We start from the raw sequence: 14,294 nt of genomic DNA on the forward strand, positions 1-14,294 counted from the left end.
TCATGATCCTCTCTTCTGCACTGCCATCGCCTTCGTGCCGTTCAGGACGGACTTCAGGTGCAGGAAATAATCCTGCAAACTGCTATGAAGACCGGACAGCTGAGCCTGCACCCGGGGCCCATTGGAAGCCCACTGCCCAGGAGAGAGCGTCCGGCATTCGAGCGACAGGCCGCCGAGGAGATGAATCCCCTCGTTCAGGGGATCGGCGGGCAGCTCCAGACCTGGAAGGAGTTCCTGAAGATCCTGGATGAGATCGGCCAGAAAATGAAGCTTGTATTTCCACGCGTTGCCCATCTCGCACATGAACTCGGACAGGCCTGGGAGAAGCTCCGGATTACCGCAGCTGTCCCCAATCGTTCGGATCAGGTGCGTGATCGCATCCAGTCCGGCGACAACGCGGAAGGGTACCCCCTTCTCTTCCAGCTCAAGGGTGGGCGCATGCAGATACGCTTCTACTATGGCTCGCAGGAGCGCTTCGCCATACCCCGTTCCATCCGGAGTCTTCCAAGCGTCCGTATGGACTTCGATGACCTGGTAGGGAACGACGGTGTTCTGAGCCGGATGGTCGATGAAGGTCATCCGGCCGATGCCTCCGAAGGACTGAATGAACTCTTCCCGCCCGATGGGGCCGAAATATTGGTAGGAGCTGTCGTAGACGATGCACTCGTGCTCCGTCATATCTACCAGCACATAGATGTGCGTGCGGCCGATGCCGATCTCATCGCTGCTTCGATCCAGGATGTCGAGAAACTCCTTCTGCGGCGCACGGTATTCGGGCGTATACGGCAAATAGTAGGTCGAGCCGCTGAGTATCACAAGCTCTTTGCGGCTCAGCTTGTCCTCACACCAGCTGATAGCCTCGTCCGGCTCCTCGAAGCTGCGGGTGCCGAAGGACACGCCGAGCTCTTCGAGGAGAGGGGGAAACCCCATCAGCTCGCCCAAGCGGGCCTGCGATGAGTGGTACGTGATCCGGTCCTCGGGACGCTTCGTACCGTATTTATAGAAGAGCACCCCGTCTCCCCTGGCATTGGTGAGGAAGCTTTTGGGAACCTGAAGGTTCCGCTCGTACCGAAGCTTCTCCAAGACGGCGCCGACGGAGCAGGGATAATAGTACGGGTAGTCCGCAGGCCGGACAAAATCCGGATTGTAGCGTCGCTGGGCACCTACCGGGTGCTCGGCTGCCGCCGCGGTCAGCCCCTCGCTAAGCGGTTCTCTGCGCATATGCTCCGCTGCGGCACGGATCGTTCTCAGCTCCATGAGCTCCTTTAAGGAAAGGGGCAGCTGCTGCTGCCGGGCTAACTCGACCGCCTGGATGGCCTTCAGCGAGTGGCCTCCCAGCTCGAAAAAGTCATCGTGGACGCCGATTCGCTCCACGTCCAGCAGGTCCTGCCAGATCGCGGCGAGCGCCTCCTCCAGCCCATTGCCGGGGGCCTCGTAAGCCGCAGTGTGCTGCTGGAGCAGCGGGTGGTCCGGCGCCGGCAGCGCTCCGCGGTCGATCTTGCCGTTCAAAGTGAGCGGCAGCCGCTCCAGCTGTACGAAATGCGTAGGGATCATGTAATCGGGCAGGCTGCCGGCCAGCTCGGTGCGGAGCCAAGCAGGCGGCAGCTCCTCATCCCTATGGACCGCGAAGTAAGCGCACAGCGCCTTCTGCCCGTCCGCTTCTCCGAGCGCCAGCACCACCGCTTCGCGAATCCCTTTCACCTCCAGGAGCTTCGACTCGATCTCGCCGATCTCTATGCGGTGGCCCCGGATCTTCACCTGGTGATCGCGGCGTCCCGCGTATTCGAGCGTCCCGTCCGGAAGCCACCTCGCCAGATCCCCGGTACGGTACATCCGCTCTCCGGGAAGATCGGGATGGCTGATGAACCGCTCCTCCGTGATGTCCGGCCGATTCAGATAGCCCCTGCCCACGGCATCGCCTGAGACGCACAGCTCTCCCACAACGCCGAGAGGCACCAGGCGAAGCTCCGGACTGACGATCAACACCCGGGTATTCTGAATCGGCTGCCCAATCGGCGGAATCTCCTCCATGGGCTGCCCGGGATCCATCGTATAAGTGGTGACGACATGGGTCTCCGAGGGACCGTAGTGATTGTGGAGGCGGATTCCGCTGCGCTTCAGATAGGTTATCATGGAATCGCTTAGGATCAGCTGTTCTCCTGCCGTAACGATATCGGACACTGACGGCAGATCGGGTGTCAGGGATCCACCGAAGAGAACCTTAGAGTAAGATGCCGATATCAGCATCACTTGGATGCGGTGCTTCTGAATGTAGCTGAGCAGCCGGCTCGGGCTCATTTTGGTTTCTTGGTCGACGATATGCAGCGTCCCGCCCGACAGCAGCGTCGAGAAGATTTCCTGGTAGCACACATCGAAGCTTATGCTGGTGCTTTGAAGCACATTTCCATGGAAGGAAATGGAGGAGCGTGTCCTCTGATGGCAGATCAGGTTGACCAGATTCCGGTGCTCCAGCATCACTCCTTTGGGCTGGCCCGTCGTCCCCGAAGTATAGATGACATATAAGAGATTCCGCGGACCGCTTATGGGTTCGGCGGGGCCGGCATCTTCTCGAAGGACGGCGGAAGCCCCCAGTTCGAGCACCTCCCCTTCATAGGAGGCAGGGATGCTGCGCAGGCTCTCCGCGCCGGCCAGCAGGTGGCGGGCCCCGCAGTCGGCCAGCATAAACCGGATGCGCTCCTCGGGATAAGAGGGATCGACCGGAACGAAGGCGCCGCCTGCCTTGAGCACAGCCAGGATGCCGATCACCATCTCGGGCGACCTCTCGGCCAGGACTCCGACAAGGGTGTCCGCTTGCACGCCTCTCCCCCGCAGCGCCCGGGCCAGCCGGTTCGCCCGCTCATTGAGCTCGCGGTACGTGAGCTGCTCCTGCTCCATTACGACCGCGATCCGGTCCGGCGTCCGCTCCGCCTGCTCCTCGAACAAGCCGTGGATCGTCTGTTCCCGGGGGTATTCCGCCGCCGTATCATTGAAGCGCTCGAGCAGCAGATGCCACTCCTCAGCTGTCAACAGCTCCAGCTCCGCCAGCCGCATCTCCGGCGAATGCACGATCTGCCCCAGCAGCTGCTCGTAGTTCCGGAGGATCCGCTCCGCCGTCGCAGGGAAGATCAGCTTCGCCGCGTATTCGAGCTCCAGCTCGACCGTCTCCAGTTCGATCCGCTCGACCGCTTGCAGCGTCAGGTCGAATTTGGACATGGGATTCTCGAACCTGAGCGGCGTGATGCTGACCCCCGCGGGGGTTTCCAGCGGCCCCCCCTGCCCTGCGTTCTGCATGACAAACATGACATCGAATACCGGGTTGCGGCTCAGGTCCCGCGGGAGGTTCAGCCGCTCTACCACCTGCTCGAACGGATAGTCCTGATGCTCATAGGCTTCCAGCGCCCCCGCTTTGACTTCCTGCAGGAACTGGAGAAACGTCTTGACGCCCTCGGGTCTGCCGCGCATCGGCAGGGTATGGACGAACATGCCGAGCACCCGCTCCAAGTCGGCATGGGGCCGTCCGGCGGCCGGCACGCCGACGATGACGTCCTCCTGGCCGCTGTACCGCGATAGGAGGACCTGGAAGCCGGCGAGCAGCAGCATGCTCAGCGTCACGCCTTCCCTGGCGCACAGCGCCTTGAGCTGCCGTGTCAGCTCCTGCGGCAGCACGAGACGCGCCCGGCCGCCCTCGAAGCTCTGCAGTGCCGGCCGCGGAAGGTCCAGCGGCAGACCCAGTACCGGCAGCTCGCCGCCGAGTGCATCCAGCCAGTAGGCTTCCTGCCGCTTCAGCCGTTCGCCTTGCAGCTGCTCCCGCTGCCAGGCGGCGTAGTCCTTGTACTGAACGCGCAGCGGCGGCAGAGTCTCCCCGTTGTAGAGCTGCAGCCATTCCCGCACGAGGACGTCCATCGAGACGCCGTCGGAGACGATATGGTGCAGATCGACGAACAGGATCGCTTCGCCGCCGGGCAGCGGCAGCAGTCCCGCCCGCAGCAGCGGCGCCCGGCTCAGATCAAACGGGCGGATGAATCGCGCGATCTGCCCGTAGAGCTCCAACTCGCTATCGGCGGTATGGGATGCGTGCGGATAGGACGCGGGGAGCGGTTGTCCGGTAGGGCGGCTGTACTGCCCGTTGCCGGTCCCCTCCCACTCGAGGGCAGACCGCAGGGGACCCGGCTTCAGCTCCTCGAGCTCGAACGCAGCGGCCGGATGCACATACTGCACCGGCTCTCCGTTCACGAGCCCGAACGAGGTGCGAAGCGCTTCGTGCCGCTCGATCATCCCGGCGAAGGCCTCCGCCAGACGTGCCCTGTCCCAGGCGCCGCTGAGCCGGAACACGCCTGGCATGTTGTAGCTCGTCTGCAGGTCCTCCAGCTGAGCCAGCACGTACAGCCGCTGCTGCGCTGAGGATACCGTATAATATGGCTGCTCGGGCACCTGAGGGATCGCGCTATGGGCGGTGCCGTCGAGACGGCCGAGATGCGAGGCCATCTCCTCCAGGGTCGGGTGCGCGAACAGGTCGCGCAGCGCCGCTTCCACATGCATCTCCTTGTGGATGCGGGCGGCCAGGCTCATCGCCTTCAGCGAGTGCCCTCCGAGCTCGAAGAAGTGGTCGTGCAGGCCGACCCGCTCCACGCCCAGCAGCTCCTGCCAGATGCGGGCGAGCGCCGCTTCGCGCTGGTCCCGAGGGGCGGCATATGCCGCGCGCCCGCTCCACTGCTCGTGTGGACGGGGCAGCGCACGGCGGTCCAGCTTGCCGCTCGGCGTGAGCGGCAGCCGTTCCACGGCCACGAACGCCGCGGGCAGCATATACTCCGGCAGGCTGCGCGCCAGGCAGGTCCGCAATTCTGCGGGAGCAGGAGCCTCCTGCCCCGGCGCGGCGGTGATATAGGCGCACAGCGCCTGCCGGCCCCCGCCCTCCTCGAAGGCGGTGACAGCGGCCTCGCGAATGGCGCTGTGGGCGAGCAGCTTCGCTTCGATCTCGCCGGTTTCAATCCGGTAGCCCCTTATCTTCACCTGGCCGTCGATCCGCCCGAGGTACTCCAGCTCGCCGTCCGGCAGCCAGCGCGCCAGGTCGCCCGTGCGGTACATCCGCCCGCCGGGGACGTGCGGGTTCAGGGTGAACTTCTCGGCCGTCAGGTCCGGCCGGTTCACATAGCCGCGCGCCACCCCATCCCCGCCGATGTACAGCTCGCCTGCCGCCCCAACCGGCTGCAGCTGTTCGCCTGCGCCCAGGATGTACACCTGCGTGTTCATGATCGGCGAACCGATCCTCACCTGGTCCCCCTTCAGCTCGCTGGCCGTGGACCAGATGGTCGTTTCCGTCGGGCCGTACACATTGAACAGCTGGGCATCCGTCCGGCTCCGCAGCTCGTTGATCAGCTCCGGGGTGCTCGCTTCCCCGCCGATCAATATTTTCTTGATCGCCCCCAGCCACGATACATCGCTTCGCTGGAGAAGGGATTGCCAGCGCGAAGGGGTGGTCTGGACCACATCGACGCCGTGCCGCACGGCAAGCTCCTGCAGCCGCAGCTCGCGGATCTCCTCCTCCTCAGCGATTACCGCCTTCATGCCGAAGAGGAGCGGAAGAAACAGCTCCAGTGCAAAGATATCGAACGACACGGTCGTCAAGGACAGGAACGTGTGGCCGGTACCAAGCCCCAGCCTCGTTTTCATGCCGTACAGAAAGTTGACGACGGAGCGGTGCTCGATCATGACGCCCTTCGGCTGTCCGGTCGAACCGGAAGTGTAGATGACATAAGCCAGATGCGCCGAATCGTTCGAGGACGGCAGGTCGGATGCTTCGCCCGCCAGCCACTGCGGATCTGCGGCATCGAGCTTCTCCCCCGCGAAGCTCACTCTGTCCATCAGGTGATTCTGAGTAAGCAGCAGCCCCGCTCCGCTGTCCTCCAGCATATACCGGATTCGGTCGTCGGGATAAGCGGGATCGATGGGAACGTAGGCGCCCCCGGCCTTCAGAATGGCGAGGAGCCCTGTGACCATCTCGGGCGAGCGGCTGGCCATCAGCCCGACACAGTGATCCGCCCGCACTCCCCTGGCGCGCAGCGCCCGGGCGAGCCGGTTGGCCCGGCGGTTCAGCTCCCCGTACGTGAGCTCCTCCCCTCCGCAGATGATAGCCGTCCGATCCGGTGTCCTTCGCGCCTGCTCCTCGAACAGCCCTTGAATCGTTTGCTCCTGCGGATAGGACCCCAAGGTCCGGTTGAATCCGCTCAGCAGCTGCTGTGTCATCCCCGCAGGCAGCATCCGTTCCTTCCGGATCGGCCCGGAGGCTTGCTCCGTCATCTCCTCCAGCGACCGCAGGAAATATCCGGACAGCTGCTCTACTGTATGCTCGCTCATATGTTTGTAGCTGATCGTACAGCTGAGCTGGTTCCTCGCATGGGACACGGCGAAGTCGAGCCAGGTGTTCGTGTTCTCGTACCCTTCGGCATCCAGCAGAGGCCGCACATCGGCCTGCCGGTCGACCTGATCGTAGATATGGAAGTCGATATAGTTGAAATAGGTATCGAAGAGCGGGTTCTCGGATGCCCGGGCGGCTCCGGCGTCCGCATGTCCTATAATGTCCGTTAGAGGCAGTCTCCCGTACAGCTTGAGTTCCGTCAGCTTCCGGTCCACCTGCCGGAGGAAGCCTTCCCAGGTGAGGGAGGAGTCCACTTGGAACCGGAAAGGGATAGTATTGAGAAAACACCCCAGCAGCCGGTCCCCGTCCCGGATGAGAGGACGATTGCTTTCCACCAAGCCTACGAGAACATCGCCATCGCAGGTCAGCATGTAAGCCATACTGACATACGCGGCAAAGCAGATCGTCCTTACCGGAATCCGCAGCTCCCGGGAGAGCTGTTCGATGCGGACTTGCAGCGCTCCATCCAGCTCGAAGTGGAGCTTTCTCAGCTGATCTGCGGATGGCTCGTCCCAGGGAAGCTCCAGCCGCTTGAAGTCTTCCAGCTCCCGCTTCCAATAAGAAGCGGCCTCCATGTTCTCCTTGAACAGCATCAGGTCCACGATATAGTCCTTGTAAGTGCACTTCAGCGCCGGAGGAGCATAATGGGCATCGGCCTTGAGCCCAAGATACGTATTGACCAGTTCGGTAATGAATGAAGCCGCGCTCCACCCATCGAGAATGCTGTGATGGAACATCCACCCGAAGGCGTAGTGCGCATCATCCAGGCGGTAGAGCTTCGCCCTCCACAAGGGGGCCTCCGCCATGGAGAAAGGCCGGCTCCGGTCCTCGCTAAGGGACTGCTGCAGCCTCTGCTCCTGTTCTTCCTTGGAATGGAGGCGCCAATCGTGGTCCTCCACCTGCACGTCTACCTTGCGGTGAACGATCTGGATCCCGGAATCGGACAGATCGAAGTGAAAGCTCGTACGCAGGATCGAATGCTTCTGTACCAACAGCTCCAGCGCTCTCTGAAACAGCAGACGCTCGAAGCCGGGTTCCCTCAGCTGATAGACGAACTGTTCGTGATACAGGGACTGCCCGCTGTGCCGCAAGGAATAGAAGACCATTCCCTGCTGAATGTCACTCATGGGATAGAGGTCTTCAATTTGATCTGTGTCCAGGTTAACCATGGTGTCCTCCCAACAGCTTCTGTTTCAGCTCATCCAGCTGATTCTTGATTTCGTCTCTTTTGGTGCTGTGCCCGGCTGCCTGGTCCGCTTGCGTTCCCTTGTCCGGGAGGAGCCGGGATAAATCCGCGATGCTCGGGGCGGCATACAAGTCCTTCAAGGTCAGCTCCACTCCAAAACGGCTGCGGAGCTGCTCCATGAGGCGGATCGCTTTGATCGAATCGCCCCCGAGGTTGAAATAGTTATCCGTGATGCCGATCCTGCCGATTCCCAGTACCTCCTCCCATAGGGCAGCCAGCTGCATCTCCGTCTCGCTGCGGGGAGCCTGATAGGTCTCCTGCTCCAGGTGGACCTCGGGGCTGGGCAGCGAGGCACGGTCTACCTTGCCGCTGGGGGTGAGAGGCATACGTTCCAGCCGGATGATGTAGCGGGGAATCATGAAGGAAGGCAGCCTGCCCGCGAGCTGCAGCCGGATCTCGGCCGTCCGGATATCAATGCTTGCCGTAACATACGCGCAGAGATAGGTCTCCTCTTCCTCCCTCGCTATGACGACGGCCTCCTTCAGACTGTCAAGCTGAAGGAGCTGCGTCTCGATTTCCCCCAGCTCGATCCGGTAGCCGCGGATTTTGACCTGATGATCGAGTCTTCCGAGGTACTCCACCACTCCATCCGGGAGCCAGCGGGCAGCGTCCCCCGTCCGGTACAGCAGTTCTCCCGGGCGGAAAGGATTCGCAGCGAATCGCTCGGCCGTGAGCTCCGGACGGTTCCAGTACCCCCGCGCCAAGCCGGCACCGCCTATGTACAGCTCGCCGGAGGCCAATAACGGTACCGGCTGCCGGTGCCTGTCCAGGATATACAGCTGCATATTGTCGATAGGTCTGCCGATCGGCACGCTGGAGTGATGAGCCCCAAGCTCCGCGCAATCGAAGAAAGAGACATCTACGGTCGCCTCCGTCGGTCCATACAGATTGATCAGCTGCGTTCCGTTCGGAGCCGTCAGCTCTTCTTGGAACCGCCTCGCAAGCGGCAGGCCGAGGGCTTCTCCGCTCGCAAATACGCGTCTTACGGAGATGAGCTTCCGGACCTCCGGCACCGTACGGATATGCTCGACAAACTGCTGCAGCATGCTGGGCACAAAATGCAGGGTGGTGACCCCATGATCGTCAATCGCTTTTATGATCTGACGAGGCTCCTTCTCGTGCCCGGGCGGAAGCAGGCACAGCTGCGCGCCCGCCATCGCCCACCAGAACAGCTCCCACACCGATACATCGAAGCTGATACTCGTTTTTTGCAAAATAACGTCGTCCGGCTGCAGCGGGCAGCTCTTCTGCATCCAGTGGATCCGGTTCACGACGGAATGATGCTCGATCATCACTCCCTTCGGCCGGCCGGTCGAGCCGGACGTATACATGATGTACGCCAAGGAGCGGGAGGTACCCACCGGCTCCGGATTGCCGCTCGGGACTGCGCTGCTCACCGCCTCTTGAATCCGGATGATCTCCGTCTGACCGAGCTTCACATCTCCAAGAGTAGTCAATACCAGGGAAGCTCCGCTGTCTTCCAGCATGTACCGGATGCGCTCCTGCGGGTATTCGGGGTCAAGTGGGACGTAGGCGGCACCGGCCTTGAGGATCGCCAGCAGCCCGACGATCATCTCCGGCGACCGCTCCGCAAGGATGCCGACAGGGGTGTCCACCCCTGCGCCTCTCTCGCGCAGCACCCGGGCTAGGCGGTTAGCCCGCCCGTTCAGCTCCCGGTAGGTGAGGCGCTCCCGCTCCATCACCACAGCCACCCGATCCGGGGTGCGCGCCGCCTGCGCTTCGAACAAGCCGTGGATCGTCTGCTCCCTCGGGTAGTCCGCTCCCGTGTCGTTGAAGCGCTCCAGCAGGAGACGCCTCTCTGCCGCCGTCAGCACCTCCAGCTCGGCCAGCTTCAGCTCAGGCGATTGCACGATCTGACCCAGCAGCTGTTCGTAGTGCCGGATCATCCGCTCTGCCGACGCCCGGGAGAACAGCTTCGCCGCATATTCCAGCTCCAGCTCGATCGTCTCCGGTACTATCCGCTCTGGATCCATCCGCTCTGCCGCCTGCAGCGTCAGATCGAACTTGGACACGGGGTTGTCGAACGCAAACGGAGTGATGCTCCCTTCCGTGATGTCCTGCGGCGGTCTCGCCTGCCCCGTGTTCTGCATGACAAACATGACGTCGAACACCGGGTTGCGGCTCAGGTCCCTTGGCAGCTGCAGCTGCTGAACGAGCTGCTCGAACGGGTAGTCCTGATGCTCGTACGCTTCCAGCGCGCCCTCCTTCACTTCCCGCAGGAATTCGAGGAACGTCTTCTCCCCTTGAGGTCTTCCCCGCAGGGCCAGGGTGTTCACGAACATGCCGAGCACGGAGTCCAGGTCGGCATGAGGGCGTCCGGCGACCGGCATGCCGACGATGACGTCCTCTTGGCCGCTGTATCGCGCCAGCAGCACTTGGAAGCTAGCGAGCAGCAGCATGCTCAGCGTCAGGCCTTCCGCCGCGCACAGCGCTTGCAGCTGCCGGGTCAGCTCCTGCGGCAGAGCGAGCCGTACCCGGCCGCCTTCGAAGCTCTGCTGCGCCGGCCGCGGATCGTCAGCCGGCAGATTCAGCACCGGCAGCTCTCCGGCGAGCCGCTCCAGCCAGTAGGCTTCCTGGCGCTGCATCTCCTCTCCCCGCAGCCGCTCCCGCTGCCAGGCGGCATAGTCCTTGTACTGGAGGGGCAGCGGCTGAAGCGTCTCCCCTCGGTAGAGCTGCAGCCACTCGCGCACGAACAGGTTCATCGACACACCGTCGGAGACGATATGGTGCAGATCGACGAGCAGCAGCGCTTCGCCGCCGGGCAGCGGCAGCAGCCCCGCCCGCAAGAGCGGCGCCCGGCTCAGGTCGAACGGCCGGATGAAGCGGGCGACGAGCCTGCGGAGCTCCGGGCCGCCGTCCGCATCCGCGCTTATGCTTAGCGGCATCGCGCCTTGCTGAGGGGGCTGCTGCGGTGTGCCGAAGACCTGCCGCCCGAAGGCGGCATACGGTTCGAGCTCCAGCGCTTCGAGCTCGAACGCAGCGGAAGGGTGCACGTACTGCACCGGCTCTCCGCCCTCCAGCCCGAACGAGGTGCGAAGCGCCTCGTGCCGCCCGATCATCCCGGCGAAGGCTCCCTCCATCCGCGTCTTGTCCCAAGCGCCGCTGAGCCGGAACGCGCCGGGCATGTTGTAGCTCGTCTGCAAGCCCTCCAGCTGCGCCAGCACGTACAGCCGCTTCTGTGCCGACGATACCGCATAGTACGGCTGCTCGGGCACCGGCGCGATCGCGCTGTAGGCGCTGCGCTCCAAGCGGCCCAGGTGCGCGGTCATCTCCTCCAGGGTCGGATTCGCGAACAGGTCGCGCAGCGCCGCCTCCACATGCAGCTCCTTGTGGATGCGGGCGGCCAGGCTCATGGCCTTCAGCGAGTGGCCTCCGAGCTCGAAGAAGTGGTCTCGCAGGCCGACCCGTTCCACGCCCAGGAGCTCCTGCCAGATGCGGGCGAGCGCGGCTTCGCGCTTGTCCCTCGGCGCGGCATAGGCTTCGCGTCCGCCCCCCTCCTGCGGCCGGGGCAGCGCACGGCGGTCCAGCTTGCCGCTTGGCGTGAGCGGCAGCCGCTCCACGGCCACGAACCGGGACGGGAGCATATACTCCGGCAGGCTGCGCGCCAGATAGGCCCGCAGCTCTGCGGGAGCGGGAGCATCCTGCCCCGGCGCAGCGGTGATGTAGGCGCAGAGCGCCTGGCGGCCCCCGTCTTCGTCGAAGGCGGTGACGGCGGCCTCTCGAATACTGTTGTGGGCCAGCAGCTTCGCTTCGATCTCGCCGGTTTCAACCCGGTAGCCCCGGATTTTGACTTGGCCGTCCATTCGTCCGAGGTACTCCAGCTCGCCACCCGGCAGCCAGCGCACCAGGTCGCCCGTGCGGTATATCCGCCCGCCGGGGATGTGCGGGTGGTTCAGGGTGAACCTCTCGGCCGTCAGCTCCGGCCGGTTCACATAACCGCGCGCCACCCCGTCCCCGCCAATGCACAGCTCCCCGGGCACGCCAATCGGCTGAAGCTGATCGTCCGCGCTCAGGATGTAACACTGTACATTGGGCAAAGGACGTCCAATCGGAAGCATCTGGCTGCCGGGAACGCCGCCGTCCTCCAGCAGAAACTCCGTACGCCGGATCGGATGAATCACCGCATCGACGCAGCACTCGGTCGGACCGTACACGTTCCAGATCGTCAGCCCCGGGTCAGCGAAGGCATGCCAGAGACCGCGGACCGTCGAACGGGTCAGCGCTTCCCCGCCGACCAGGAGGTGCCTCAACCCGCTGGGGGCAGCTGCGGCTGCGCCCTCGGCGCCTGCGGCAATCTCCGCCGCACTCCCGCTTCGCAGTGCTTTCTCGTCGCTTCTCCCGCTTCGCAGCACTTCATCCGCTGCTGGCCCGCTTGGCAGGAATTTATCCTCACTGCCGGCCCTCTGCTGCGCTTCGTCCACTCCATTTCCTATCCGCGCCCCTTCCGCGCATAGGAAGGCCAGATGGCTCGGGGTGCCGTCGCACACCTCAATGCCATGCGCTCGGATATAGCTCATAAACGCCCTCGGCTGGGTCCGGCATTCCTCCGGCAGCACATGCAGCGTATGCCCGAACAGCAGGGCGCTGCCGATCTGCTGCACCGAGGCGTCGAACACATGGGAGGCGAGCAGTGCGACCTTCAGCGGTTCCGTGGAATAGCCGTATACTTCCCGCTGCAGGCCGTACAGTAAATTCACCACGGAAGCGTGCTCGATCCCTACACCCTTCGGCTGCCCGGTTGAACCGGATGTGTAGATCACGTAGGCCAGATCGCTGGCGCTGCAGCCCTGAGGCGGATTACAGCTGTCGGCATCGTCTGCCGTGTCGCCATCATCTATAGCAAGCTTCTCCCCGTCAAAAGAGACATTTTCCATCCAATGCCGCTGTGTCAGCAGGAGTGCGGCTCCGCTGTCGTGCAGCATGAACCTCCGGCGCTCGTCCGGATCTTGCGGCTGGAGCGGCAGGTAGGCTCCGCCCGCCTTGAGGATGGCCAGCAGGCCAATGAGCATGTCCGCCGACCGCTCCGTCATCAGCCCGACGACCGTGTTCGGCTGCACTCCTCTGGACCGTAGGGTATGCGCCAGCTGGTTCGCCCGCGCGTTCAGCTCCCCGTAGCTCAGCCGCCGGCTGCCCCACACCACCGCCGTGCGCTCGGGTGTGCGCTCGGCCTGGGCCTCGAACAGATCCTGGATCGTCCGCTCCTCAGGGTACGCGTGCCGGTACCCGCGGAACCCTTCAAGCTGAAGCGTTTCTTCCGGGGTAAGGATGTGCAGGCCGCGGATATACCGGTTCTCCTGGGCGGTACACTGGGCAATCAGCTGCCGCAGATGGCCTTCTATACGGCCGATCGTGAGTGCGTCGTACACCTGCGAGTTATACACAAGCTCTACCGCCAGCTCCTCGCCTGGAATCACCAGCACGTTGAAATCATAGTTGGTCTGTTCGTCCGCCTGAACGCTCCGCACGGCAAATCCGTTGCCCGGAATCTCATCCCCCTGCTTCAGCTGCTCCTCCACAGGGTAGTTCTCAAAGACAACAATATGCTGGAACAGCTCCCGCTTCAGTCTGCTGCCCGCCTGAATTTCGGCCAGGGAGGCAAAGTCGAAGCTCGCCGACCGAACCGCCTGCACCTGCACCTGCCCCAGCAGCTCGGCCAAGGTTTGGTCCGGGCCGCATTGAATCCGCACCGGGATCGTATTGATGAACAAGCCGACCATGGTCTCGACGCCCGGCAGCTCGGGAGGCCTTCCCGACACCACGCTGCCGAAGACCACATCCTTCGTTCCGTTATAAGCTTGAAGCAGCAGCCCCCAGATGGATTGGAACACTACATTCAAGGTGACCTGATGCTGCCGGGCGAGCTGGACTAGTCCGGCGGTCTCTTCCCGGCTCAGGGTGAAGGTGACCGCTTCCTTGACATACTCGCGCGCGGCGCCGGATTTTGGCCGCAGGAGCGAGGGAATCACCGCCGTCTGCTCGCAGCCTTCCAGATACGATGTCCAGTACGCTGCCGCCTCTTCATGATCCTGCTGCTGCAGCCAGTTCACATAATCGCTGTACGGCTTCACGGGTGCCAGACGGACGGGTTCGCCCGTAGCAAGGCTTTGATACATATGCATAAAATCCTTCATGAGAAGCGAGACGCACCATCCGTCCATCAGAATGTGATGGTGCGTCCAGATCACTTGATAGTCCCGCTCACCGGTTCTAATAAGGACCACCCGGAGCAGCATGTCCCTGGATAACTGAAATCCCTGAGTCCGCTCCGAATGCCGGCGCTCTCGTATGGCTTCGCGCTGGACGGCGTCGGAACGATCTCTGAGGTCCTCGAAGCTCACCGTCAGCTTTCGTTCCTTGAGCACGACCTGCATGCTGCGCGATAGCTTCTTATACCGGAACACCGTCCGCAGCACCTCGTGCCTGGCGATCAGATGGTTGACGCAGTCCTCAAACCGCTGCGGATCCACATCCCCCTGCAGGGTGAACACGAACTGCTCGATATAAGCCCCGGCGTCGTCCCCCTTCACATCGTGGAACAGCATTCCTTCCTGCATGCCGGTCAAGGGATATATTTTTTGAATGTCCTGTTTGTTCATCTGTGCTCCCTCCAAG

At 63.1% G+C, this 14,294-nt stretch carries 2 protein-coding genes; both read right to left on the reverse strand.

What is annotated here, in order from left to right; translation table 11 throughout:
- Positions 1 to 7,584, reverse strand: a complete 7,584-nt coding sequence (locus O9H32_RS17860; protein ID WP_269867482.1) for a non-ribosomal peptide synthetase — start codon at positions 7,582 to 7,584, stop codon at positions 1 to 3.
- Complete coding sequence (locus tag O9H32_RS17865) at positions 7,577 to 14,278, reverse strand: non-ribosomal peptide synthetase (RefSeq protein ID WP_269867483.1); 6,702 nt, start codon at positions 14,276 to 14,278, stop codon at positions 7,577 to 7,579. Before O9H32_RS17865 ends, O9H32_RS17860 begins: the two co-directional genes overlap by 8 nt.
- Positions 14,279 to 14,294: the final 16 nt, after the last annotated feature.

It is taken from the genome of Paenibacillus caseinilyticus, from assembly GCF_027533645.1.
GTDB lineage: Bacteria > Bacillota > Bacilli > Paenibacillales > NBRC-103111 > Paenibacillus_G > Paenibacillus_G caseinilyticus.